Here is a 24,234-nt window from a genome sequence, read left to right as displayed (position 1 = left end):
TTGGTGCGGCCGCCATTGGTCGAGAACTGCGCGAAGTGGTCGAAATTGACCCACTGGTAGCCGACCTTGCCGTAGAAGATGCCGCTGTCGCCGGCACGGAAGCCGAAGCGGCCTGCTGCGCCATATTCCCAATCGATGTTGCCATCGACGCCCTTGATGACGTTGCCTTCGACGCCGACGAAGACCGGGCCGAGCGGCACGTTGACGCCGACGACGCCCTGCACCAGCGCGCCGTCTGCGCGGTAGTTGTTACGGACCGAGCCGTCCGAGTTCAGCGCGCGCGGGATGCCGTGGTTGCCGACGTTGTCGAACTGCTCCCAACCGCCCATGATGCCGACATAAGGCTCGATCCCGAACGCCTTGGAGCCGTCGGGCGCGGCTGCTTCGCCAGGGGCTGCGCTGTTGTCGGTCGGCGCGGGCGCGGGTGCCGCCATGTCCTGTGCGAAAGCAGGGGCTGCGAATGCGGTGGCCGCAAGGATGAGGGCCAGGGAAAGCGTACGCATGGAAATAGACCTTCTATCATTGATTACGTGGCCCCCGACCGCACGATGCGTCGGCTTGATCCAGGGCCTCGAAACAGGCGGCTAGCCGCTTTGTTGCAATAAAAATACACCCGCCGAGGAACTTTCCTGCGGTGTTGCACTGCAGCAACGGTTCCTGACGGGACGATGAACGGTCTGCCTCGTTGCAACCCGCTGGTGATCGCAGCGGCCGGCAAAACGTCTTCGTCCGCAAAGAGACCTTCGTCTTACGTCTGCAAAGACTTTTCGGAACGGGCACGCGAACGATCGCCGATGCCTTGCGCGCGCGCCTCGACCGGATCGTCGTCTACCGGGGCGTGGTCTAGTCGCCGATCGGGCTTTCGCCGTGCTTGCGCAGGACGTCGTTGAACGCCTCGGCCATCAGCGCCTGGAGGCTCCTGCCCTGTCGACGCGCGAGCGTATGCATCGCGAACGACATTTCGGGCGAGAAGAACCCCGCGATCTGCTTGCGGCCCTGCCGGCTTGCGGGTCCGGTCGATGCCCCCTGCCCTGCTGCCAAGGGTGCCGGCGCGACCGGTTCGGATGGCGTGCGATCGCGCAGATTGGCGAACGAGGGTTTGCGGCTCATGCTGCGGTCTTTCTCTTGCGGGCCGGTTTTGCAGACGATGTCGACACGCCTGTCTGTCGACATGTCCACTCGTAGATATGTCGAATGTCCTCGGCCGCCTTGCCGTTGGGCTCGAACTCCATGACGGTGCGGCCTTCGGCGCTAGCATGACGGAAGGCGGCGCGATCGGGGATCTGGATCGGGCAAGCCGGCGTCCCGAAGCTTTCGACGAGCTCGCCCGCCTCCTGATAGACCCGCGGTGCGTTCGGCGAGCCCGCGGTGAACACGACGAAGGCGGGTTTGCGGAGCAGCTGGACCAGCTTGGCGGTGGTCTGGATTGCCGACAGGTCGAACGCGCTGGGTCGGCACGGGATCAGCACCAGGTCCGCGATCTCGACCGCGGCCCGCGCGGCGCTGTCGGCGTGCGGTGGCGTATCGATGACGATGAACTCGGCCCCCTGCTCGGTCGCCTGTGCGACCTTGGCGGCGAGCCGCGGCGGTGGGCTGTCGATCACCTCGGGTGGCGCTTCGCTTCGCCAGGCCGCCCATTGGCTCGCGGTGGCCTGCGGATCGGTGTCGATGACCAGCGCGATGCGGCCCGCATCATGCGCGGCCGCGGCGAGGTGGAGCGCCAGCGTCGTCTTGCCGGCGCCACCCTTCTGGCTGATGATCGCGATTGTCGTCATGTCAAAACCCCTACATGTCTACATGACGACAAATCACCGATTTTGGCAAGTCTATAATCAGGTCGGCGGATCGAGCGGGAACGCATGTCGGCACGCGCTGGCCGCGCTGGATTGCCCTGCGAGCGATGCGTTACCCCAGTTTCGGTCGACCTCGGGCGCGCTTCGTCCGGTCGACGATCCAGTCGCCCACCGTCTTAAGGGCGATAGGGGACACCGTCTCCTCGATCGTGGCATATTCGGAAACGTTTCCCGTCGGCGCGGTCTGCAACAGATGGTTCAAGCCCGGTACCTCGATTGTCGTGGCATCCGGATTATCGTGAAGCGCGGCCTTGATATCGGCGAGATTGCGCGACGCCGACACTTGCACGTCCTTCGAACCGCCCAGCGCGAGAACGGGGCATCGGACCTCTTCGAGTGCGGGCCGCGGATCGTAGGAAAGGAACCAGCGCATCCACGGTTGTGCGATGGTACGCAGCCCGATCGGGACGGGAGCCGGGGCGGCAGCATCGTCGCGCCGTCCGCCGCGCTCCCCGTCGCGCTTTCCGCCGTGTTGGGCGATCGAATGCCACGCCGCGGCGAGACGGCTATCCGCGCTCTGCTGATCGGGGGCGCCTTTTACCGCATCGTAAAGGCGCTGCATGGTCGCTGCCGACTGGTCGACGGTCGCCTTCGGTACACCGGCAGCCGTTTCCAGCCAACGCTTCTGGGAAAGAAGAACCTGTTCGAGCGGTTCGCCCGGGCTCGACAGCAACACGATGAATGCCAGGGCAGGGTCCCGGTCGGCGACGATCGGTGCGATGATCCCGCCGTCGCTATGGCCGATCAGACCAATGCGGCTCGCGTCGACATCCCGGCGCGAACGCAGAAAGGCAAGGCCGGCCTCGACGTCGCCGGCAAAGTCGGCTGTCGTGGCACTCCGGACATCGCCGGTCGAACCACCGGTCTGACGATCGTCGACGCGGAGCACGGCAATCCCGCGACGGGTCAAGGCATCGGCCCAGACGAGGAACGGCTTGTGCCCGAACAGCGTCTCGTCGCGATCCTGAAGCCCGGACCCCGTGATCAGCAAAACCGCCGGGAAGGGGCCCTTGTTTGCAGGCAGGGTGAGCGTACCGGCGAGGTGCGATCCGCCGATCGCGTTGTCATATGCGACCTCCTCGACGCGGTACGGGAACGGTGGCCGGGGCGTTTGGGGTCGCGCAGTGCCCGACGTTTTGGCAGGAGCCGTCCGGGTCGTCGCACGGGTCATCGTGAGCGGAATCGAACCGCCACCCTGCGACCATGTCCCCTCCAGCGTTCTGCCGTCATCCGAAAGGATGGCCGTATAGCTGGCCGATGGGGTGGTCAGCATGAGGTGGAGCGTTCTGCCCTCCTGCTTGACCGATGCGACGGGCAGGCCGACCGCGCCTTGGGCAGGACTGTCGAGCGTTGCGGTCAAACTGCCGGGCGTGCCGCTGATATGCAGTATGAGGGGGATCGACCGGCCCGGCGCGGGCACGATCGCGCCCTGCCAGTCGCCGACGATCGCGTTCGATGCCGCTACAGTCGTTGTCTGGGGTGCGGATCTGGCCGGGATTTGTCCCGCCATACCCAGCGTGGATGTCGCAAACAGGATCGCCGTCATCATTGTCGCCGGACCTCACTATGGTCCGGGCTAAGCCTATTTATCGGACCGGAACCTGGAACGTGATGCTGCCAAGCCGCCGACAGCGGTGCAAGTGCAGATGATCATCGACCTGCGACACGTCGGATCGACGGCTGACCGTATCACCACCATGCCTTTGAAAGACGGCGCTCACCGCTTGCTCCAGCTAGGGAGCATGTGACGGCAACGCCGGCACTCCTGGATTAGGTTTTTACGGCTTCCTGTCACCTTATCCGACACTAATTTTCTTTCTATTAATTAACTTTGGAGGGATTGAGACTGGATTTGAGACTCGCGTTCGATCCGATCGACACCGGCTCCGAGCTTGGCCAGCATCTTGCCCAATTGCCCCCCGACCGTCACCGCCGCCAGATCACGACACGACAACCCGGACAGCATGGCCGCGATATCGTCGATCCGATCCGCCTGCTGCTGGACAACGTCGTCGGGCGTTGGTGCCGGCCGCATCCACCGCGGCAGATAGGCGAGGACGCGCTGGGGCAGGGTAGGGCGGTACACGTTGGAGGTCTGCCGATAGCGCGGCCCAGGACCCTCGGCCTCGACACGCTTGAACCGCCGCTGCCGAACGAGAAAGCCGATGTCCTCGAGGATATGCAGGGCGCGCGCGATCGTCGCACGACCCAGGCTCGTCGCCTTGGACAGGTGGTCGTAGCTCGGAAAGACGCGCCCCTTGTTGAGCCGCGCCAAGGTGAGAATCTCTTCGTAGACGCGGACCGCGGCAGCGGTGAGCAGGATGATCCGGCGCTCGGCCGCGCTCAGAATACGGTCGCCGGCGCGCGCCTCGCGGCGCAGCTGACGCCCCGCGTCGAGCGTGCGCCTGGCGATCCGCAACAATTTGTCGGTCTCGCCCTTGCCCGGAACGGTGAAGAACAGCTCCTCGAAGGTACCGGCCTCGATGCTGTCGCGCAGCACCGGCGCACCGGTGCGATGTGGACCGCCCGACCGCGCGCCCAAGCCTGGAGACAGGATAGGTGACGGCCGGCGCGGCGACCGACGTCCTGCAACCGCGCCCAGCGCCTGCGCCGTCGCCTGGCCCAAGGTAAAAACAGCCATCTTCCATCCCCTTATGGGGCTGGGACCGAGACAAAGAGAGAGCGTGGCGCGAAACGCGCATCCTTGAACCGAAGTCCGTGTCAGGCTATGTGGAGAGGGTCGGTCAGTTTCGACCCCGGAATCGACGTTTGGCGACGTCGCTCCATCACTACCTTGGGATGCCCGGCCTTCGTGCCGGGCTTTCCTTTATGGGGTCACAGCCGCTCCAATTTGCGTTCCACCGACGTCATCGCCGACATGTCCCGATTTTTGCAGTTAATCTGTAATAACGAAAGCGTCCGCGGTTCGTGCTTTCGAGTATCAATTACGAAAATTGATCGATTATCCTGTCGAAAGTTCGTGCTTTCGAGTATCAATTCGTCGGCGTATTCGTGCTTTCGAGTATCAATTCGCGGGAAAGTTCGTGCTTTCGAGTATCAATTAAAACAGGTCTTCCGACTCGGTGATCCCTGATTCGCGCGGTGATTCGCGGCTCGCTTCCCGGCCTAGCTCGCGGCCAGTTTCACGACCTGCTTCACGGGGCGTTTTCGACATCGGTTCCGCGGTCGACAGGAGCTGCCGCGACAGGCGGGGTTTGGGATGCTCGTCGAGCGCAGTCAGCCGCCTGGTGATCACGACCCTGACGGGGTTGGTCTTGCGGCCCCGCTTGACGACCTCGGTGCCGTCGGGATCGCCGATCGTCTCGACGAGGTCGAGCCGGTAGTCGGGGATCGTGTCGGCGACGACGATCTGCCGCAACGCGGCGCGAAAGTTCGCCAGCGGATTCTGATAGCCTATCTGCAACCGGAAAGTCGCAAGGTCGATCTCGAACCCATCGCCATCGCCGGCCGATCGCGCGACTTCGTAGATCCGCCGCTCGATCGGACCGAGTTGAAAATACGCCGCGGCATAGTCGAGCACGTGCCGGTCGAGCAGGATCGCCCGGAACAGCCAGTCGCACAGCCGCACCTTGACTGCCTTCAAGCGGCGTTCGCCGGCGCGGGTCTTGTTATAATGAAGCTTGGCTTCGGATAGCCATGAGAAGAACCCTTCCTCGCCTTCGCCACCCGCCTCGATATTGGTCTTGATCTGGGTGCCCTGCAGCCGCTCGAGCGCTTCGGACAGCCGTCCATAGGACCGCGCGCTGTGGTTGCTGCCGGTGACGCTGAACAGATCGTGCGCGGTAAAGACGAAATCCTGTGCGACGTCCTCGCCGGCCTCGAGCTTGGCGGCCATCAGGCTGGCGATATAGAGCACGATCTCCTTGTCGTAGATCGTCGCGACGCCACTCGCACTGGGCCGCACCTCGATCGTGACGGTGTCGGTCTTGTAGCTGAGCGGCTTCATCCACGCATTCTTGCTGAGCGCGAAGAACGGGAACGCCATCAGCGACCGTTCGCCGCGGATCTCGCCGTATAACGGGCTGTCGAGCAGGAACAGGTCGCCCTGCGGAATTTCCGTCTGGCCGGCGCTCGACTTGCGGGGTTTGGCGCGCGGGGCAGGGGCGCGCTTGGCGGGGCTGGGTCGGGTCATCGGCTATTTCTACTCGAAAGCACGAACTTATGGGAGCCTGCCAAGGGAGACGGAGAGGAAAATCGCGGTTTTGGGTGAAAAGCTCGTGCTTTCGAGTATGAATTCAACGGCTGTATGGCGCAGGCCTGCGACCGGTCGCAGAGTGCTGCAAGCCAGGGTGCCTCGCGCTCGATCCACCGCCTCGTCGATCGACATGTCTGCTTGTCGACATGTCGGACCTCTGTCTGCTGCGCCGAGGACTCTGGCTCTTGCCCAAACCAAGCAATCTCTGTCGCGCCGCCATCCTACACGTCGACAGGTCGTCATGTAGGATAGTAGTCAGGAAATCTTCGTGACCTGCAAGTCGGCGGACAACGCGCCCGTGCCGTCTGTCGCGATATGCTTCGGGCTGGCCGCTTCCAGCCGGGCGATCACGCCTTCGGTCACGCGTGCGAGCGCCTCTTCTGAGAAGAAACCGCCGGGGATCAGGCACTGGTCGATGAGCACGCGGCGGAACGCGGCAAACGTCTCCGCGTCGGGCTTGCCGGGATCGCGCCAGAACTCGTCGAGCGATCCCTGGAAGGTGATGCCGTCCATGTCGTAGACCGCATGGCCGAGCGCGATCACCGGAACGCCCTGCATGAGCGCGAGTGTCCCGCTGGTGCTGTTGATCGTCACCATGCCTTTCGCCTTGCACGCGATCGGCACCATGTCGCCGCTTTCGAGATAGTCGACGCGGTCGGTAACACCGTGGAGTGCGGCGAGCGACGCGGTCTCCTCGCGCCAGTCGCGGACGCCGTTATCGAGCGGGTGCTCCTTGATGACCAGTCGCAGCGGGGCAGGGGCATTCTCCGCAAAGGAATGCATCACCATCCGCAACGCATCGGCGATCCCGGCGAAGCTCGAATGCAGCCGGATCTGGGCATCGGAATCGAGCTGCAACGGAAACAGCACATAGGGATCGCCGCGGGTCTCGAGTTGCGCGACCAGCGCGGCCGCCCGCACCGCCGCCTGCTTGCGCCCGCGCAACCGGCGTACCCAGCCCATCGCCTCGACCAGCGGATGCCAGGGGCGGTGATTGGCCCAATGCGGGTAATACCAGCGGCTGAAAACGTCGGCGACGTTGTACGCGACCGCCTCGAGCGCGCGTCGCCGAAACGACGATGCGACCTGGCGATGCTCGGGGATCGGCGGAAGCGTCGCGGCCTGGGCGCGGTACCAGGCCGGATCGCGCGGCAAACTCGAATGGCCGTTCACGCCGCCCAGTTCGAGCGTCACCCAGTCCGGCCGGATATAACCTTCCTCGAACACATGGACGGGGATGTGAAGGGTGCGGCACACCTGGGTCGCGCCGAGGTGCATCGCCCGGCAGTCGCCGAACAGCATGACATCGGTGATCTGGTGCTCGTCGATCAGCCGCGCCAGCGCGTCGGGCCAGTCGGCGAGCGATCCGCGATAGTCGATGCCGTTGGGCAGCCGCCAGAACAGCCGGTCGCCACCGTTGAAATTGACCTTGTAGACCCCGTAGCCCTGCTGGCGCAGCGCCTTGCCGACCCGGCCGAAGAGCGGCCCCATCAGCCCTTGCAGAAGCAGGACGTTGCGTCGCGCCGGGGGTAGTGTCGAACTCGGCGCCGCTATTTTGGGTGTGATGTCGGGCACATCGGCAAAGGAAGAAAGCATGCGGCAGCCTTTCATACATATCCGATGCAGGCGATAGACACATAATGCGGCGCATCATGGCGGGTGTCCGTCGGCATCCGGGCCGTTGACCCGGCAGCTAGATAGGTTGACGCACGGAGGCAAGATGACCGGCGGTGACAGCCTCACGGCCTCCCGCTATACGCCTGCCGCTACAAGTCTGTCGTCGCTGGCCTTCGCGCGTCGATTCATGACCCTCCTTCGAGTCCGACACCGCGGCAGACTGTGACGATCGGTTTTATATCCTTCCTGCTGATGCAGAGCGTCTCGCTGGCGCTCGATGCGGCGGTGCGACCGCGGCACCGCTATCGGGGCAGCGCGCTGCGCAGTGCGCCGGGACTGATCCTGCAGTGTCTGACGATGACCGCGCTGTTCGGCCTGATCCTGGCGCTTTCGGGAAGCGCGCCGGTTGCCGCCAGCCTCGTCGTCGCGCTGATGGCGGTGTTCGTGACCGCATCGAACGCCAAGCACGCGATGCTGGGCGAACCTTTGCTGTTCTCCGACCTAGCGCTGCTCTCCGCACTGGTCCGGCATCCCGGTTTCTATTTCACCGCGCTGTCGACGCCGCAGAAATCGGGGTTGGCGATCGGTGCGCTCGGCCTGCTCCTCGCGCTGGTCTGGCTGTTCGTGCCGCATCTGACGCCGCATCTCGTGGGGGCGGGGGTGCTGCTGCTGGCCGGGGGGACCTTGGCGGCGCTGCTCCGCGGCAAGGCCTTTGCCGGTCTGGCGGGGACACCCGACATCGACGCCGATCTCGCCCGCCACGGCCTGATCGCGACGCTGCTGCTGTATTGGCTACGCTGGCGCGAAACGCCCGATCCTCCGTTGTGCCCGACCGAATTTTCCGACGGATCGCTACCCGCAACCGATCCAGCAGCCGACTTTGCCCGGCCGGATCTCGTGATCGTCATCCAGTGCGAATCCTTTGCCGATCCGGTCGACCTGACGAACGATCCCCGACACGCCTTGCCCGGATTGGCACGCGCGCGCGTGTTGGCGTCGCAATGGGGCAACCTCGGCGTCAGCGGGTTCGGCGCCTATACGATGCGGACCGAATTCGGCGTGCTGTTCGGGCGTAGCGAGGCGGCGCTGGGCTTCCGTCGCTACGACCCCTTCCTGACCGCGCAGCGCGAAGGCTCCTACGCCTTGTCTGCGAAGCTTGGCGCGTCAGGTTATGGCTGTCTGTTCGTCCATCCGCACGACCTGCGCTTCTACGGGCGCGACCAGATGATGCCGGCGATCGGTTTCGACCGCCTGATCGGGGAGGAGCATTTCCCGCCGGTCGTGCCCGGCACCGGCCGCTACGTCGCCGACCGGACGCTTGGGGCGTCGCTCCGCACACTGATCGACGACGCTGCGGAACCGACGTTCCTCTATGCAGTGACGATGGAAAACCACGGTCCGTGGATGAAGGACCGGTTGACCGGATCGCCGGGCGGGCTCGACGCCTATCTCCACCATGTCCGCAACAGCGACACGATGCTGACCGAGCTGATCGACGGCCTCGCCGACACCCGCCGCTCAGCGCTGCTGGTCTTCTTCGGCGATCATCGACCGAGCATTCCCGGCGTGGCGGAGCCTGACCCGGTCCGCCACACGCCCTATGTGATGCTGCGGTTCGTCGACGGAAAGCCGGTCCCCGCGCCAGTCGCCGGCGCCGATGGCCGCATCGACCTCACCCCCGACCAGCTCCATCATGCCATCCTGCGCGCCGTCCGCGGCGCCTCCGTCACTTCGGCCTGAGACTGCGCAGCAACCGATCGCGCAAGCCCGCGGGCAGCAGGCGATCGACCAGCCGCAACGCGGCGAACGGCCAGGGCAGGACGAGATGCGCGTCGCCGCGTGCGCTCGCCGCCACGATCCGCGCGGCGACGTCGGCGGGTTGCATCAGGAGACGCTGCGGCGCCGCGACCTGGCGCCCTTCGGGCCGGTCGATCGGGCCGGGCGATACGAGCATGACCCGGACGCCATAAGGGGCCATGCCGATCCGCAGTGCCTGCGCGAAGCGGGCAAGGCCTGCCTTCGACCCGGCATAGGCCGCGGCGAACGGGAGCGCATGAAACGCCGCGGCCGATCCGATCAGGATGATATGGCCGTGGCCACGCGCCGTCATCCTGTCGGCCAGCGCCGCGGCCATCGCGCTCGGTGTGACGAAGTTGACCAGGCCCAGCCTGACCATCCGGGCCGGATCTTCGCTCCGTTCGTGGCGACCCTGGATATCGCCGAGCCCGGCCGCGAGCACGGCGATGTCGATGGCCCCCGCAGACTCCTCCGCGTCGATCGCGGCGAGCGCCGCTGCGGGATCGACGAGATCGAGCAATCGGAGCGTCACCATCGCACCGGCGTCACGGCACTGATCCGCGACCTGCTCGAGCCGTTCGTGGTCGCGTCCCCACAACACGAGCAGGACATCCGGACCGGCATAGTGCCGCGCGATCGCGGCACCCAACCCTCGCGAGGCACCGGTTATGAGAATTCGCTGTCGCACGTCTATCCTGAATGGCGCTTATTTGAAGGGGCTGTCGGGTGTGTCGTCTACACCATAACTTGGCGCAAACCTGAACCAGCCCGTCGACAGATGCCGTTTCTCGGTAAGCCCAGGATAATCTATTGCTCCTAGTGTCACTTGACAGGGGCACCCCGCCTCTGTCCATAGCGGCGGTATGAGTATGCGTAGACAAGAGCCAAGGCCGAACCACGGCGGGGGCGCCGAGTATCCGCAACGCCTTCGGTTGTTTCGCAGCGATCTGCTCGAACGCCTGACCGTGATATCGCCCCGCGCGTTCGTCGCGACCTGGTCCATGATCCTCGTGCTGGTCACATGGGCGGGCTGGGGAACCGTGGCGCCGCTGACCTGGGTCGGACTGGTGATGACGGGTCTGCTGATCTGGTCGCTGTTCGAATATTGCATGCACCGCTTTCTGTTCCACCTGGAATTGCAGTCGGAACTGGGCCGCTGGCTCGGCTATGTGATGCACGGCAATCATCATTCCGATCCGAACGATCCCTATCGCAGCCTGATGCCCCCGATCGTCAGCGTGACCTGGTCGGGTGCGATCTGGGTTGGCCTGGCATCGGCGTTCGGGCCTGCGGGCACGGTGATCTTCCTGGGGTTCGCGATCGGCTACGTCGCCTATGACAGCATCCATTACGCCTGCCATCAGCTACCGGCGCGCGGTCCGCTGATGCGCGCGTTGCGCCGACATCACCTGCGCCATCATTTCGGTCGCCGCGACGGCAATTACGCGATCACGACGATCTTCTGGGATCGCCTGTTCGGCTCGCATATCTCCGCCAAGGCCGCAGCGACCGCGCCGGAGACTCCCGTACACTCCTGATCGAGGGTCCGATTGCGGGCCTGACCGAGACATGGTGCAGCGGCGATCGGTTCGACGCGCCCCCCGTCTCGGGCCCGCCTCAGCCCCGCTTCAGCCCCGCTTCAGCGACGCCCCTTCATGAGGCGACCCTGGATCTGCCGGAGGCGCGTGACCCAGCCAAGCCGGTTGACGGCATCGCCCGCCACCATCCGCGCGAACAGCGTCTCGGGTTCGCAGGGCAGGCCGCTCACCGGATCCAGATACCGCGGATAGAGGATCAGCACGCCGGCGACGAGTTCGTCGAGCGCCAGCACCCGCCCCCTGCGATCGGACAGCGACATCAGATCGCGCGTCAGCCCCCAGCCGGCGTAGAACGGCATGCCGTGGCAGGTCACGTCGCACCCGCGCAGCAACGCCTCGAAACCGGTCAGCGAGGTCAGGACATGGACCGCGTCGACGCGTTCGAGCAATGCGGCCATACCGCCTCCGCGGACGATCCGATCGGCAACGGCCAACGCGTCCGCATCGGGCACCGCGCCCTTGCGATGCCCGGCATCGACATCGGGATGCGGCCGGAACCAGAGTTCGGCGTCGGGCTCGAGCGCACGCGCGCGGCGCAGCAGTTCGAGATTGCTGGCGAGGCCTCCGCCACCCAGCTTGACCGACATGTCGTCCTCGACCTGCCCGGGTACCAGCACGAGCCGACGCCCGGGTTGGCGGGCCGGAAACACGTGCGGGGCGTTGCCGCCATATTTGCTGATCCCGCCCGCCAGGATGGCCGCGCGGAGATGCGCCGCGCGCGCCAGCAATGCAGGGGGAAACTGCGTCTCCGCGAGCAACGTCTCGAGATCGCTGGCCCGGCTCGGATCATAATGGATCCCGCGCCAGTCGACGGTGATCGAGGAGGGCGGCACCATGTCGCTGCCCAGCCCGACCGATCGGACGAAGCCATCCTCGACCCGCACCAGCGGGACGTCCGCGGCCGCGGCATCGCGGACCATCGCCGGCGAGATCCGCGACGGCCACACCGCGACCGTACCACCGTGCCGCTTGGCATGCGCGATGGCGCGGCGTTCGGACGAAAAATACCGCACCCGGCGATCGGGCGACCAGAGGAAGCGCGCGATCTCGCGGCGCTTCCACCAAGCGATCCCACAGGCGGCGACGATCCCGCGATTGCCGTCGCCTATCCGCCGCCAGAAGCCGAGATGCGCGATCGTCGCATCGATGCCGGTGTCCAGCCCCGTCGCCGGATCGCGATAGCGCGTGTCGAACAGCGCGGTGGCGATCCGCTGGCGGCGCTCCTCCAAGGGCGTATCCGGCGTGCCATAGGCCCCGTCGGACAATATCCGTACGGCGCTTCCGGCGATATCCGCCAACGCCACCCATTCGTCGTCGCCATGCGCGACCAGTTGCACGTCGTCGTCGAGCAGCGACCAGGGATCGACCTCCCCGAAGATCATCGCTCCACGCGGATGCGGCACGCGCAAGGCCGGGTCGCGCGCGCGATCGGCCGGCAGCAGCCAGACGACCGCATCCTGCTCGGCATCGGTCATGCCCGCGCGAAGGTCGGCGACCTCGGACGCTGACCGTGCGCGGACGATCGTGCGGGCGTCCGACGCAGCGGCGGGTCTTTCCCAGAAGGGGCCCCCGACCCTGGCCTCCCGGATGGCCGCGAAGATCCGCGCGATGTCGGCCTGTTCGACCGCCGGCGCGATCGCACCGTCGGTGGCGGGTATCGGGCCCGAATACGTCACGGCCGCGCCGGGAAAAGGCGGCGCGCGGAGCAGAGGGACGGTCTTCGCGTCCCTCACGGTACCGTCCCGTCCGGATGCGCAGGCGCAGCCGCGGTCTTGAGCCCGGCGTCGCTCCAGGGCTGGCCCAGCAACCCGCGCAACCGGTCGCGGATCGACCAGGCCAGAGGCGCACGACGCTCGGCGATCCCGGGCAGGCTGAACGGATCGAGCCCGGTCCAGGGCAGGAAGGGATTGCGCCGGCCATAGGTCCAGATCTCGATCCGCACCGATGGTCTGACCGAGGCACCGCGCGCGTGGAACCCCGACGTATCCGCGACGACCAGGGTATTGGCGGGCACGGCGAATGCCTGCGGTTCGGGCAGATCGAGCGCCGGCAGTTCTTCCGGCGTAATCCGCAACGACCCGCGCGCCGACAGCCGATCGAGACTTGTGCGCGCGCGGACGCTGCGATCGCGTTCCCACGCCAGTCGCTGCGGCGTCATCCGGTGCGACCCGGGAACGTAGACCAACGGGCCTTCATCCTCGGCGACATCGGTCAGGAACAGCCACGCCTTGACCGTCGCGTGGAAGGTGTCGGCGTGCAGCGCGGTCTGCGGGTCGGGCGCGGCATCGCTCACATGGCTGAGGATGGTCTGGATATAGCCGATCGGCTCGCTGTCGAAGCTGCCGACATAGCGCATCAGCCCGCGCCATCGGGCACTGCCGACCAAGGCCGCGACCGCTGGCATCGCCGCCAGCGCGGCGGGATCGAGCGCGATGCGGCGGGTGATCGTGTCGCCCTGCACCATCTCGCGCGCGGGGGCGACGTGCGCCAGCACCTGTCGCTTGAGATCGGCGAACAGGTCGGCCGGCAGAAAGTCCCGCGTGAGAACGAAGCCGTCGCGGTCGAACGCCGCGCGATCCTCGGCCGAGACGAGATGCGCGAGCCGCTTGCGGCGGACCCCGGCCAGCATCCCCGCCAGACGAACGCGCGCGACGTGCAGGCCCCAGCGGTTGAGCAGCGGAGAGCCGATGATCGGATTGTCGCTGAAGGCCTTGGCGCCGGTCGGCAATTGCGCGATCCACCAGGGCAATAAGAGGTAACGGGCCGGTTTCATCGCCACCCTCTCTTCGAGGATATCGACGGACGCAAGCATGCTGGTCGAGCAGGATCGATCATGGGCGGTTTACGGTCGCCGATCCCAGTCGAGGAGTTGCAAACCGGCATCGCTGTTCCGGATGATCCCGAACGCGCCGGTCCGCAATTTCAAGCTGTCACGCACGTCCGCCTGCGTGATCAGTGCGGCGTCGGCGAGCAACGCGAACCGCGCGGCGCCGTTGCTCGTGACGAGCAAGGTCGTGCTTCCCGCCTGTTCCGCAAACGCCTGTTCCGCAAACAGGGCACGCCACCCCGCCAGCCGCGGCGCGGCATCGACGCCCCACCCGGGGGGCGCGATGCCGTGCGTTTCCCATGCGGCCAGCGCGTCGCTACCGATCCGCGCGATCACCTCGCTCTCGATCCGATCTTCGTCCGGCCCGTGATCGATCTCGGCAAGGAGTGGCGCAGGCGTGACGGTCGGCGCATCGTCGAACGCGCCGCGGATCGCCTCCGCGGTCTCGCGCGTCCGCAGGAGCGGCGAACAGAGGATAGTGTCGAAGCGCCAACCCTGTTCGGCGAAATAGCCTCCCAGCCGACGTGCCTGCTCATGCCCGCTGGCGACGAGCGGCAGGTCGGTTCTCGCGCCGATCCGTCGCGGGGCTTCGTGGTCGGCAAAGGTATTACCGTGACGGACGATGACGAACGTTCGGGTCACGACGCGTAAGGATCGCCGAACCGACGGATCAGCTCCTCGGCAAGCGCGACGTCCTCCGGCGTGTCGATCCCCGACATGGCGTGCGTGGGCGGCGCGACCGCGATCGTCTGGATATCGAGCCCCATTTCGAGGAAACGCAGCTGCTCGAGCCCTTCGAGGCGCTCGTAGCGGGTCGGGGACATCGCCTCGAAACGCTCCAGCGCGTCGATCCGATAGGCATAGAGTCCGAGATGACGGAACACCGGCGACAGCGGGCTTTCCGCACGGAGACGGTCTTCGTCGCGGATCGCGGGGATGATCGTCTTCGAGAACCAGAACGCCTTGCCATTGGCGTCGCGGGCGCAGGTCGTACCGCTGAACGGCGACCGCGCCTTGTGTGCGCGCATCGCGTCGAGCGCGGGCCAGTCGAGTTGCACCACCGGCGTGACGCAAGCGGCCGGGCTTGCCCGCGCGGCCGCGATCAGCGCGGCGACCATGTCGGCCGGAATGAACGGCGCATCGCCCTGGAGGTTGACGACAATATCCGGGCGTGCGGCACGCTGCAGTGCCGCGGCGCACGCGCGTCCCGAGCCCGACCGGATATCACGGGCTGTTATCACCGCGTCGCAGCCGAGCGACCGGGCGTGCTCGGCGATCCGGTCGTCGTCGGTCGCCACGACCACGTCGCAACCGCCGGCGATCGTCGCGGCGGTGCGCGCGACCTGGACGACGCGCTCCAGCAGCGTTCGGCCGGCAATCCGGAGCAGCGGCTTGCCCGGCAACCGCGTCGAGCCGTATCGCGCTGGAACGACGATCAGGTCTGTAGGTGGCTGGACGCCAGATCGAACGGGAGTCAGACGACGCCAGCCCGCAACAGGTCGTGGACGTGCAGCACGCCGATCAACTTGGTCCCGTCGCACACGAACAGGACCATGACCGCGTTGGCATTCATCGTCCGCAGCGCTTCGGTCGACAGCGTCGTTGGCGGCACGGCGAGCGGGGTCGGCGTCATATGCGCCTCGATCGGATCCTGCAGATGCTGGGTCGCGAAACTGCGCCGCAGATCGCCATCGGTAAACGCGCCGACCAGATTGCCCTCGGCATCGACCACCGCGGTCGAGCCATAGCGCTTGCGGCTCATCTCGAAGGTCGCGTCCATCAGCGATGCACCGAGCCGGACCACAGGCACCTCTTCGCCCCGGCCCATCAACTGTTCGACGGTGACAAGCTTGGCACCGAGCTGACCGCCCGGGTGCAGCGACAGGAAATCGGATTTCGAAAAACCGCGCTGCTCGATCAGCGCGATCGCCAGCGCATCGCCCAAGACCGCCTGCAGCGTCGTCGACGAGGTCGGCGCGAGTTCGTTCGGGCACGCCTCGCGGACATGCGGCAGGACCAGACAGATATGCGCGGCCTTGCCCGCGGTGCTGTTCGCCTTGGCGGTCGCGACGATCAGCGTGATGTTGAACCGGTGGCAATAGGCGATGATGTCGCCGAGCTCAGCGGTCTCGCCCGACCAGGTGATCGCGAGCACGATATCGCTCGGGGTGATCATGCCGAGATCGCCGTGGCTGGCTTCGCCCGGATGAATGAACAGCGACGGCGTGCCCGTCGAGGTCATCGTCGCGGCGATCTTGCGGCCGATGATCCCGCTCTTGCCCATCCCGCTGACGATCAGCCGGCCGGAGGTCGCCGCGATCGCTGCGACCGACAGCTTGAACGCATCGCGGAGTGCCGAATTCTCCAGCGCGATCGCGAGAATGTTGAGCGCTTCCTGTTCGATCCGAACCGTCTTCAACGCCGATACCAGCGCGGCGTCGCCGACTTTACGCATTTCCATGGACTGCAACTCGTCACCTCGCCGGAGGGGCTCGTCATATCGCATATGGCGAATCCATCCCTTAAAAGATACACGACGGCCGGGAGCCGTCGCGCGGCCCATACTGCAAGTGTGACGGGTGATCCAGTTTTTACAGTTCTCGCGGTCAGCCGTAACGATGTCGGTTTGATACCGATAATTGCGGCGGTCATCGAATGACGAAGGGTTAAGATAGATGCAATTGTGCGGCAAGGCGGTGGGGTCGACGGAACCTTTGTTCCTGATCGCGGGTCCATGCGCGATCGAAAACGAAGCGCTTGCGCTGTCGACCGCCGAGACGCTGAAACGTATCGCGGACCGGCTAGGCATCCTGCTGATCTACAAGAGTTCGTTCGACAAGGCCAACCGCAGTTCCGGACTGTCGTTCCGCGGGCCCGGAATGGACGAAGGCCTGCGGATCCTCGCCAAGGTGCGCTCCGAAATCGGCGTACCGATTCTCACCGACGTCCATACGGTCGAGCAGGTCGCGGCTGTCGCGGAAGTGGTGGACATGCTCCAGACGCCCGCGTTCCTCGCGCGCCAGACCGATTTCATTGCGGCGGTCGCGGCCTGCGGCAAGCCGGTCAACATCAAGAAGGCGCAGTTCATGGCGCCGGGCGACATGACGAACGTCATCGACAAGGCGCGCCGCGCCGCGACCGAGGCGGGCTGCGATCCCGACAGCTTCACGGTGTGCGAACGCGGCGCGACGTTCGGCTACAACAACCTGGTATCGGACATGCGCAGCCTGGCGATCATGCGCGACACCGGATGCCCGGTGGTGTTCGACGCGACCCATTCGGTGCAGTTGCCGGGCGGGCAGGGCGATCGATCGGGCGGCCAGCGCGAGTTCGTGCCGTTGCTGGCGCGCGCCGCGGTCGGTGCCGGCGTCGCGGGCCTGTTCATCGAAACGCATCCCGATCCCGACCAGGCGCTGTCGGATGGCCCGAATGCCTGGCCGCTGGGTGACATGGAGCCGTTGCTGCGTCAGCTGATGGCGATCGACGCGGTGGTCAAGGCGACGCCGATGCTCTGACCTTATCGGGGATCTTATTGGGCGGGGAGGGTTTCCAGCCAGCGTTCGACGATCGCGAAATGGCCCTCCCAGCTTGGTGCCCGGTATGCGCGCATCGCCGCGATCTGCCGCGCGCGTTCGGGGGAGGGACCACAGAAATCGAGGATCGTGCGCTCCCATTCTCCCGCGTCGTGGACCGGGATGAACGTCGGGATCGTGTCCGCGATCTCACGGAACACGGCCAAGTCGGATGCGATCACCGGCGCACCGAGCTGCAACGCCTCGATCACCGGCATGCCGAAGCCCTCGGCGAACGACGGCATCAACAGCGCGCGCGCGCCCTTCAGCAGCCCCGCCAGTTCGTGGTCGTCGCAACGACCGCGTTCGATCACCACGCCCTGCAGCGCGATGCTCCGGTCGAGCAAGGCGAACGCGCCCTCGGCCTCCCAGCCGCGTTGCCCAACCAGCAGCAGGCGCGGGGCCGCGTCACCAAGCCGTTCGACTAGCCGCTTCCACACCTGCAGCAGCAGCAGGTGGTTCTTGCGCCCCTCGATCGTACCGACGACCACAAAATAGGGATGATCGGCGGGCGTCGGCGCGACCTCAGCCGGCAGCACGTCGCCGGCCAGCCACGCGGCGACCATCGGCGGGGGGGGGAGACCATGCTGAGCGGCAAAGTCGCGCAACGCGGTCAGCGTGGCTTCCGAATTGCCGATGATCCCGCTTGCGCTGCGCAAGGCGTTGGTCATGCGCTGGACGTGCCGACCGGCTTCGCCTGGCCGACAGAATTCGGGTGTCTCGATCGGAATGAGATCGTGGATCAGATGGACCGCGCGCAGACCATGGTGGGCAATCCAGGTCACCAGGCTGTCATCGTTCAGCCCGGTATGGCCGATATTCAGATAGAGCTGACCGCGCTGCGGCGCGCTGGCGAAGGCGGTCGGGATCGCTTTGCCCAGTACCGCGACTAGCTTCTGCCGCGATGGAAGCCCCGGCGCGACCAGCAGCGCCATCAGGCGTCGCGAATTGGCCGCGGTGAGCACGATACGGCGTCGCTTCCACTGGATGACCGCCTGCGCACGCGGACCGAAATGCTCGACATACGCCAGGCACACGCGATCGATGCCGGTCGGCAGCCGACCGGACCAGTAGCGCCAGATCGAGCGGCTGACGTCGATTAATATGGGGGGCGCCACGGCAACGTCGTTCCGGGCGGGGGCGGGCGGGCGGTCAACCATGGTCATGGTCGACGGTCGTCGATCTTGCGATCGACCCGGCCAAAGGCCCGGTAGGGAAATTGCACGTATCTGTCCTCGAAACCCGACGCAGGACCACGTCGGAATGTGGCTCACCGAGGAATGCCACGGCTGCCGCTAGGGAGATCGTCCCTAGCGGCAGATTGCCTGTCGGCAAAGCGACGCCATCGGCGGTCGAGACCGCCGATGGCGTCAACCGCTTACTTGAAGCGGATACCGATGCCGCCCATCACGCGCTGGCGCGAGGTGTGGTCGTCATACTGCGAGTAGACATACTGCGCGTTGACGTAGAGACCCGAGAGCGGGCCCTGGAAGCGGTTCGCCATCGAGGCTTCAACGCCACCGCCGACCTGATAGCCGTCGGTGTTGAAGTGGTTGTAGAAGCTCGTCTGGCCTGCCGGTGCGTCGAAGCGCTTGCGCTGCTCGTTGGTGACGTAACCGCCCTTGGCGAACACGAGGAGCTGCGGTGCGACCAGAACGCCTGCGCGGACGCCGACGCCATATTCCTCGAACGACTTGTGGCAGATCGACCCGCCCGAAACGCCGGCGGTGCAGTTTTCACCGAAACCGCTCGAACGCCAATAGGTCGCTTCCGGCCCGATCACGATCCGCTCGCCGATCTGGCCGTCGAAGCCGATGCTCGCGCCGTAGCCGAACTTGTCGTCGTGGCGGCCCTGCGACTGGAAGCGATCGCCACCAGCGTTACCTTCGATGCGGAAACCGCGGAACGAGGTCGGGCCGGTATCGGTTGTGGTCTGGGTCGTGTCCGGCGTCGCATCCTGTGCGAGGGCCGGGGTAGCAACGGCCGCAAAGCCCGCGATCGCGCAGAGCGCAACGATTTTACGCATGTAAACATCCTTGATTGGTACGGTAGACGACGTTGAAACCGTGGCGCTGGCGGGACGTTCCCCGCCTAACATAGAATAATCGAAGCGTGACTTTTGGGCCACAGGTTCGCCACGCCGCCTGATACGCGATATTTTCGTTTGGCCCTGCTTTTATTTTCTCATCTGACCTGACGGTCAGGTTCCGCCATTCAATCGACCGCTCAAACAACAGCGAATTCCCGCGCGGTAACCGGCGATCGACGCGATTGCAGATTGTCGGCGGCGGGTCTGTCGGGCAATCGCACCAGCGACAGCCGACCTTCAGCCCATGCACAATCTCCGAAATAACCCGTCGGTCATCAACCCGACGAACACCAGGTTGGTTCTTGGGCAGGTACGGCTCGATCGCTGCTCACGCCCTGTCCGACAAACGGAACAACGCCACCCGTCGCGTCCCACCAGCACAGCCGCTGTGCATCAGGAAGATTCATTCAAATCAAGAGCATGACCTGAGTTTGAGCCTGGGATAAGCGGACCCGCAGGAAACGGACCATGATCAACGCATGCAAGATCCCGCTCCCTACTGCGGTGTCGAGCAACACGAGCATCGACACCTAGCTATCCATATCACATCACGGATTTCATACCGCGAATTTTTCCGGCCGCGCCGTCGACGATGACTTTATCACCGGATTGACGGCACGGATTCGCGGCGGCGCATAAATATCCTGTATCTTGCGAACCGAATGATCTTCTGCGGGACGTGGAACCAACAACGGATTATAAAAAGGATCGCCTGCCGCAAGCATATCGGACCAGCGTGCAATCAAGCGCTTGGCATCCTCCGGATGTTTCATATGGTCGGTATCGAGACGCGTTGCCGACTCATGGTGATATAGGACAGCGTACGGGTCATTCAGGATTTTTAGGCCAAGCGACCCAATCCTCAGGCACAAATCTGTATCATTATATCCAACGGCAAAGGTTTCATCGAACCCCCCTATACCGGCGAATACATCCCGCCGCATCATCATGCACGCACCCGTAACCGCCGAATAGTCTCTCGTAGAACTCAAGCTTAGATTATATCCGCGATTGCGTTCCCCATCGACCTCGAATGGGAGAAACTTATGCGCATGGTCGACTAGATCGCCAAGAGACATCACTACGCCGGAATGCTGAATCGTAAGATTGCCATACAGCAACGTCGCACCGACGACACCGACATCGCTTCGACCTGCCAATCCTCTCATATGCTCGAGCCAGCCGGCATCGATCGCTTCCACGTCATTATTCATGAACAGAAGATATTTATAATCCTCGGAAATATGCTCAAGCGCGTAATTATGCATTCGCGCATAATTGAAAGGCCCGGAATATGGCAAAACTGTAGCGACGCCATTGAGAGATGCCAGATATCTACATGTCGCCTTATCTGTGGACTCATGATCGATCACCAGAATATCCACGTTATCTGTGGATGACGTCTTTAGAATCGAATCAATACAGGCCTTAAGCAAATCGCCTCGATTTTTTGTCGGAATGACGATCATCGTCTTTCCGCGATCATCATGGAAATCGATACGATAATTGTTAAAACCAAGCCCCGGCGAGACATTGGCCTGCACGCCCGATCGTTCAAGATGGCGCTTAAGCACACCGATAGTGGCTGCCGTTACCTCGGACTTACGTGCGTGCCCGGTACTCGTCTTGTGAGTACGCCATCGATAGAGGAAGGAGGGAACATGTGCTATATTCGAGGATTTCTCGATAACCCGCAGAACAAAATCTACGTCCGCAGATATTTTTAGCGTTTCATCTAGCAATACGGCCCGCGCCACGTCGGCACGGACGGCGACGAAATGCACAAAATAGGGATGCGATAAATAATAGTCGTATGAAAACGCACTTCTTGCAACAAAGTGCTGTATAGTAGCGATACTATCGCCAGTAATGGCCTCATCCGAATAAATTAGTTCTGGACGCTTTTGACCCGCTTGCAGCATACGGTATACGGCATCGGGCTCAAGATAGTCATCGTGGTCCATAAAGGCGACATAGTTACCTTTGGCACTCAAGATACCAGCGTTAGTTGCGCTAGATATTCCGCTATTGACTTCAAGTCTTATAGTGCGGAATCGGGAATCCCGAGCTGAGAATTCATCAAGCACATCTCGTACGTCTGAGTTAGGTGAGCAATCATCGACACAAATCAGCTCCCAATTTTCACACCACTGCTCGGCAACGCTGGTAAGCGCCTGCCTTAGCCACAAAATTGGCGTATTATAGACAGGCATGACAATTGAAAGCAGCTCGCCTGCCGTTTCACTGGCGAATTTGCGACGGACAAGCTCTAGAACATCGCCCTTTGTATCGGCCTTTCGGCAAACCCAATTTGCATATTCGACAGGTGCGGACATTATAACCGGAGAGTCCAACAGTTCCTGTCCGCTTCTGGCCAAGCGTGCTGAGACGGTATAACTTTTCTGCTTGCCGTAATCTAAATCCAGGTCGACGCTGAAGCCCGCGAGAGGGGATCCATGCCCGAGCAAGTCGATGTCAGAACGAAAGCGGTGCATCACACAGCTATCGATCAATGCTCCGTCGAGGAAAAATGCCACTTCAGCGGGCTCGTTAGGGGCATCGGGGTCCACGGCCCAACCTGAAATTGTCCAACCGTGAGTAGAGTCGACTGCACCGATGGAACGAACGCGAGGTCCGACAACCTCCGCGGCGCGTGGCCGAAGTTTCGTACGAGCGACGTGTTTTTCGGCATTCGCTAGATACGGTTGAAAGATCGATCGTTCGAGTTCGGCACCAGCCGGCCGGTTGCGATCAACTTCGAAACTGCGGCGGATCATTTCAGCCGCGGTTTCGAGGTCGCCCATCCTCCTGTAAAAACTTCCAAAATTCAAAAGCAAATCGGCATCGTTGGGATCGAGCACCAACGCTTGCCGATACGCCGCCTCTGCGCCGTCAAATGCCCCGGCCTCCTTCTCCGCGTGACCAAGCTGAACCCAAATGTCAAAATCATCCGGATATTGGTGCAGATACTTGGTGTAGTTATCAGCGGCGGCGCGCCAATTGCGGAGATCACGCGCATTATCGCCCGCGATCCGAAACGGATTGCGCTCACGTGCGTCACTGCCAACGGCATCATTCAGAAAACTCTTTCGTTTCAGAATCTTGCCGAGCGTTTTTTTGAACAATCTGTCCTCCGTATTCGTGCAACCGCTCTATCTCGAACTGATTGGCTTTAGAGTGGGCGCTTGTAATAGCCAAGCTTCAGACGCGGTGGGCGCGGTGAGATGCCCACCTGAACGCCGCGGCGCCAGCTCGTCACCATATATGAATTGAGCCATATGGCTGGCGGTACGAACGGCTCACAAGGAGAGCGAAATTGCTCCTCGTGGTCGGTACCGAGGCGGTAGGTACCGGAAGAGACAGGTTTGGATCGTCAAGGTGACGTATCCGCAAGAAAAGGGCGGGTCGTCGGTCACCGACATTCACGCTCTGGTCGCCGAACTTACCGATCCATGATCTACCGGCCCATTGCCATCGCCGTGGTCATGCTTCGCTGTAAGCAGGCCGAAGACAGAGCGTCGAGAACCCGACCCGAAACGCGTAGAGCGCGTCGTTAAATTGTACGGGCTACTTCTGCTTCGACAGCGGGGATCTGAACGCCCAGCGGGGTCCTGCGTGCCCCCCAGCAAAATGCGCAAGGCTCTATCGCCCCCCCCCTCCACCGGCGGAATGCCCATACGATAAGGGACGCCCGCACCGCACTCGAGGCCAACGACCTCCTAGGGAACGTACCGCGACATTCGCGAGGCCCCGTCAGGCCTGCAAGGGGCAACGACATTGGCAAAGCCGTATTCACTTGATATGGCGCGCTCCTTACGAGGTTGCCGTGTGAAACTTATAACTGCAAGTGATTTTAAGTTGACAAACTTCGCGCAGGCATTTTCCGTACAGATGCGTGTTATTGGCGCCATCCTAATGCGCGAATTGCACACGCGTTATGGACGCGAAAATATCGGATATTTGTGGCTGTTCGGCGAGCCGTTGATGCTTGGCAGCGTTATCGCTCTGATGCACAGCGGGCAGGCGTCGCATGACGGTGAGATTAGTCCAATCGCACTTACTGTTTGCGGTTACACCATTTTCATCATGTTCCGGGGCATTGTTAATCGCGCCGAAGGTGCGCTGCATGGCAATGCGCCGCTACTGTATCATCGAATGGTCACCGTGTTCGACATCTCTTTTGCACGCGCGATATTGGAGGCTGCGGGAACGTTCATGGCTTTCACCGTCTTGCTGGGACTCATTATTCCAATGGGATATGCGAGCCTACCGGTTAGACCGCTGAGCCTGCTCCTTGGCGTATTGTACGTTTTTCTTTTTTCATTCGGAATTGCCAATATTATCATTGGCGGAACGTACGAAAATCGAACACTGGAACGACTCGTTCACTTATTTACATATTTTATGATACCCCTCTCCGGCGCCTTCTATCAAGTCATATGGGTGCCGCAGCCATATCGTGACTATCTATTATACAACCCGTTTCCGCAGATATTCGAGCTTGTACGATACGGGCAGTTTGAGTCGGCGACGCTTGAGTATGTCAATTACACCTACATCAACGCGTGGATTTTGGGACTGAATCTAGTCGGACTACTTATGATCCGTGCGGTAAAACACCGGATACATATGACGTGACCCGATCTGCTACAAATACTCCTCTGC

At 63.3% G+C, this 24,234-nt stretch carries 20 protein-coding genes and 1 pseudogene; 4 read left to right on the top strand and 17 right to left on the bottom strand.

Features of this window, described 5'->3' with window-relative positions; all coding sequences use genetic code 11:
* The 7 genes from C8J47_RS18290 to C8J47_RS18260 all read right to left on the bottom strand — a co-directional run.
* Positions 1-503: opacity protein (locus tag C8J47_RS18290; protein WP_121886899.1), on the bottom strand; the 503-nt coding region annotated here is incomplete at its 3' end.
* A gap of 340 nt (positions 504-843) precedes the next feature.
* Positions 844-1,110 (bottom strand): ribbon-helix-helix domain-containing protein, encoded by a 267-nt coding sequence (locus C8J47_RS18285; protein WP_056056096.1) that lies wholly within the window; start codon positions 1,108-1,110, stop codon positions 844-846.
* Entirely contained in the window at positions 1,107-1,775 is a 669-nt protein-coding gene (parA, locus tag C8J47_RS18280; protein ID WP_056056097.1) for a ParA family partition ATPase, read from the bottom strand. The genes C8J47_RS18285 and parA overlap by 4 nt, the downstream gene beginning before the upstream one ends.
* 130 nt (positions 1,776-1,905) lie before the next feature.
* Entirely contained in the window at positions 1,906-3,402 is a 1,497-nt protein-coding gene (locus C8J47_RS18275; protein WP_121886891.1) for a S9 family peptidase, read from the bottom strand.
* Positions 3,403-3,678: 276 nt separating this feature from the next.
* Positions 3,679-4,353: a helix-turn-helix domain-containing protein gene (locus tag C8J47_RS18270; protein ID WP_259467647.1), complete on the bottom strand. Its 675-nt coding sequence runs from the start codon at positions 4,351-4,353 to the stop codon at positions 3,679-3,681.
* A 561-nt stretch (positions 4,354-4,914) separates the two neighbouring features.
* Positions 4,915-6,006, bottom strand: a complete 1,092-nt coding sequence (locus tag C8J47_RS18265) for a replication initiator protein A (RefSeq protein ID WP_121886889.1) — start codon at positions 6,004-6,006, stop codon at positions 4,915-4,917.
* Positions 6,007-6,324: 318 nt separating this feature from the next.
* Positions 6,325-7,665: a capsule biosynthesis protein gene (locus tag C8J47_RS18260; protein WP_121886888.1), complete on the bottom strand. Its 1,341-nt coding sequence runs from the start codon at positions 7,663-7,665 to the stop codon at positions 6,325-6,327.
* 243 nt (positions 7,666-7,908) lie between these two features.
* Between C8J47_RS18260 and C8J47_RS18255 the strand changes: the two genes are divergently transcribed.
* Positions 7,909-9,426, top strand: coding sequence for an LTA synthase family protein (locus tag C8J47_RS18255; protein ID WP_310886145.1), 1,518 nt, complete (start codon positions 7,909-7,911; stop codon positions 9,424-9,426).
* On the opposite strand, the gene C8J47_RS18250 is transcribed toward C8J47_RS18255, so the two are convergent.
* Entirely contained in the window at positions 9,413-10,171 is a 759-nt protein-coding gene (locus C8J47_RS18250; RefSeq protein ID WP_121886886.1) for an SDR family oxidoreductase, read from the bottom strand. The two genes, C8J47_RS18255 and C8J47_RS18250, sit on opposite strands and share 14 nt — an antisense overlap.
* A gap of 175 nt (positions 10,172-10,346) precedes the next feature.
* Here C8J47_RS18250 and C8J47_RS18245 point away from each other — a divergent pair, with 175 nt between their 5' ends.
* Entirely contained in the window at positions 10,347-11,021 is a 675-nt protein-coding gene (locus tag C8J47_RS18245) for a sterol desaturase family protein (protein WP_259467646.1), read from the top strand.
* Between the two features lie 101 nt (positions 11,022-11,122).
* On the opposite strand, the gene C8J47_RS18240 is transcribed toward C8J47_RS18245, so the two are convergent.
* From C8J47_RS18240 to C8J47_RS18220, 5 genes are all read right to left on the bottom strand, one after another.
* Positions 11,123-12,814 carry a beta-3-deoxy-D-manno-oct-2-ulosonic acid transferase gene (locus tag C8J47_RS18240; RefSeq protein ID WP_183129174.1) on the bottom strand — a complete coding sequence of 564 codons (1,692 nt, stop codon included), beginning with the start codon at positions 12,812-12,814 and terminating at the stop codon, positions 11,123-11,125.
* Positions 12,811-13,854, bottom strand: coding sequence for a phytanoyl-CoA dioxygenase family protein (locus tag C8J47_RS18235; protein ID WP_121886897.1), 1,044 nt, complete (start codon positions 13,852-13,854; stop codon positions 12,811-12,813). Before C8J47_RS18235 ends, C8J47_RS18240 begins: the two co-directional genes overlap by 4 nt.
* A gap of 69 nt (positions 13,855-13,923) precedes the next feature.
* Entirely contained in the window at positions 13,924-14,550 is a 627-nt protein-coding gene (locus C8J47_RS18230) for a histidine phosphatase family protein (RefSeq protein WP_121886884.1), read from the bottom strand.
* Positions 14,547-15,344: a 3-deoxy-manno-octulosonate cytidylyltransferase gene (locus C8J47_RS18225; RefSeq protein ID WP_121886896.1), complete on the bottom strand. Its 798-nt coding sequence runs from the start codon at positions 15,342-15,344 to the stop codon at positions 14,547-14,549. The genes C8J47_RS18230 and C8J47_RS18225 overlap by 4 nt, the downstream gene beginning before the upstream one ends.
* A 38-nt stretch (positions 15,345-15,382) precedes the next feature.
* The gene (locus C8J47_RS18220; RefSeq protein WP_060527715.1) at positions 15,383-16,369 is read right to left on the bottom strand and encodes an SIS domain-containing protein; all 987 of its coding nucleotides are present in this window, start codon (positions 16,367-16,369) and stop codon (positions 15,383-15,385) included.
* Between the two features lie 214 nt (positions 16,370-16,583).
* Between C8J47_RS18220 and kdsA the strand changes: the two genes are divergently transcribed.
* The gene (kdsA, locus tag C8J47_RS18215) at positions 16,584-17,423 is read left to right on the top strand and encodes a 3-deoxy-8-phosphooctulonate synthase (protein ID WP_121886883.1); all 840 of its coding nucleotides are present in this window, start codon (positions 16,584-16,586) and stop codon (positions 17,421-17,423) included.
* Between the two features lie 14 nt (positions 17,424-17,437).
* On the opposite strand, the gene C8J47_RS18210 is transcribed toward kdsA, so the two are convergent.
* From C8J47_RS18210 to C8J47_RS18195, 4 genes and pseudogenes are all read right to left on the bottom strand, one after another.
* Positions 17,438-18,646, bottom strand: a complete 1,209-nt coding sequence (locus C8J47_RS18210) for a glycosyltransferase family 1 protein (RefSeq protein ID WP_259467644.1) — start codon at positions 18,644-18,646, stop codon at positions 17,438-17,440.
* 212 nt (positions 18,647-18,858) lie between these two features.
* A complete protein-coding gene (locus C8J47_RS18205) occupies positions 18,859-19,506 on the bottom strand; it encodes an outer membrane protein (protein WP_056056120.1) in 648 nt (215 codons plus the stop codon).
* Positions 19,507-19,723: 217 nt separating this feature from the next.
* Positions 19,724-19,891 (bottom strand): annotated as a pseudogene (locus tag C8J47_RS18200) (transposase); the annotation flags it as partial.
* Positions 19,892-20,126: 235 nt separating this feature from the next.
* Complete coding sequence (locus C8J47_RS18195; protein WP_121886882.1) at positions 20,127-22,694, bottom strand: glycosyltransferase; 2,568 nt, start codon at positions 22,692-22,694, stop codon at positions 20,127-20,129.
* A gap of 652 nt (positions 22,695-23,346) precedes the next feature.
* On the opposite strand from C8J47_RS18195, the gene C8J47_RS18190 reads away from it, so the two are divergent.
* The gene (locus C8J47_RS18190) at positions 23,347-24,207 is read left to right on the top strand and encodes an ABC transporter permease (RefSeq protein WP_259467643.1); all 861 of its coding nucleotides are present in this window, start codon (positions 23,347-23,349) and stop codon (positions 24,205-24,207) included.
* Positions 24,208-24,234 lie beyond the last annotated feature (27 nt).

Source organism: Sphingomonas sp. PP-F2F-G114-C0414, assembly GCF_003688595.1.
In the GTDB taxonomy this organism is placed as follows: domain Bacteria; phylum Pseudomonadota; class Alphaproteobacteria; order Sphingomonadales; family Sphingomonadaceae; genus Sphingomonas.
The sequence above is the reverse complement of the archived record's forward strand: the minus strand, read 5'-3'. Positions and strand labels throughout refer to the sequence as shown.

What these genes read in the sequence shown, in the direction of transcription:
- C8J47_RS18285 (WP_056056096.1), bottom strand. Translation starts at nt 1,110, where the DNA reads ATGAGCCGCAAACCCTCGTTCGCCAATCTGCGCGATCGCACGCCATCC.
- C8J47_RS18245 (WP_259467646.1), top strand. Translation starts at nt 10,347, where the DNA reads ATGAGTATGCGTAGACAAGAGCCAAGGCCGAACCACGGCGGGGGCGCC.
- C8J47_RS18275 (WP_121886891.1), bottom strand. Translation starts at nt 3,402, where the DNA reads ATGATGACGGCGATCCTGTTTGCGACATCCACGCTGGGTATGGCGGGA.
- C8J47_RS18265 (WP_121886889.1), bottom strand. Translation starts at nt 6,006, where the DNA reads ATGACCCGACCCAGCCCCGCCAAGCGCGCCCCTGCCCCGCGCGCCAAA.
- parA (WP_056056097.1), bottom strand. Translation starts at nt 1,775, where the DNA reads ATGACGACAATCGCGATCATCAGCCAGAAGGGTGGCGCCGGCAAGACG.
- C8J47_RS18205 (WP_056056120.1), bottom strand. Translation starts at nt 19,506, where the DNA reads ATGCGTAAAATCGTTGCGCTCTGCGCGATCGCGGGCTTTGCGGCCGTT.
- kdsA (WP_121886883.1), top strand. Translation starts at nt 16,584, where the DNA reads ATGCAATTGTGCGGCAAGGCGGTGGGGTCGACGGAACCTTTGTTCCTG.
- C8J47_RS18235 (WP_121886897.1), bottom strand. Translation starts at nt 13,854, where the DNA reads ATGAAACCGGCCCGTTACCTCTTATTGCCCTGGTGGATCGCGCAATTG.
- C8J47_RS18220 (WP_060527715.1), bottom strand. Translation starts at nt 16,369, where the DNA reads ATGGAAATGCGTAAAGTCGGCGACGCCGCGCTGGTATCGGCGTTGAAG.
- C8J47_RS18210 (WP_259467644.1), bottom strand. Translation starts at nt 18,646, where the DNA reads ATGACCATGGTTGACCGCCCGCCCGCCCCCGCCCGGAACGACGTTGCC.
- C8J47_RS18260 (WP_121886888.1), bottom strand. Translation starts at nt 7,665, where the DNA reads ATGCTTTCTTCCTTTGCCGATGTGCCCGACATCACACCCAAAATAGCG.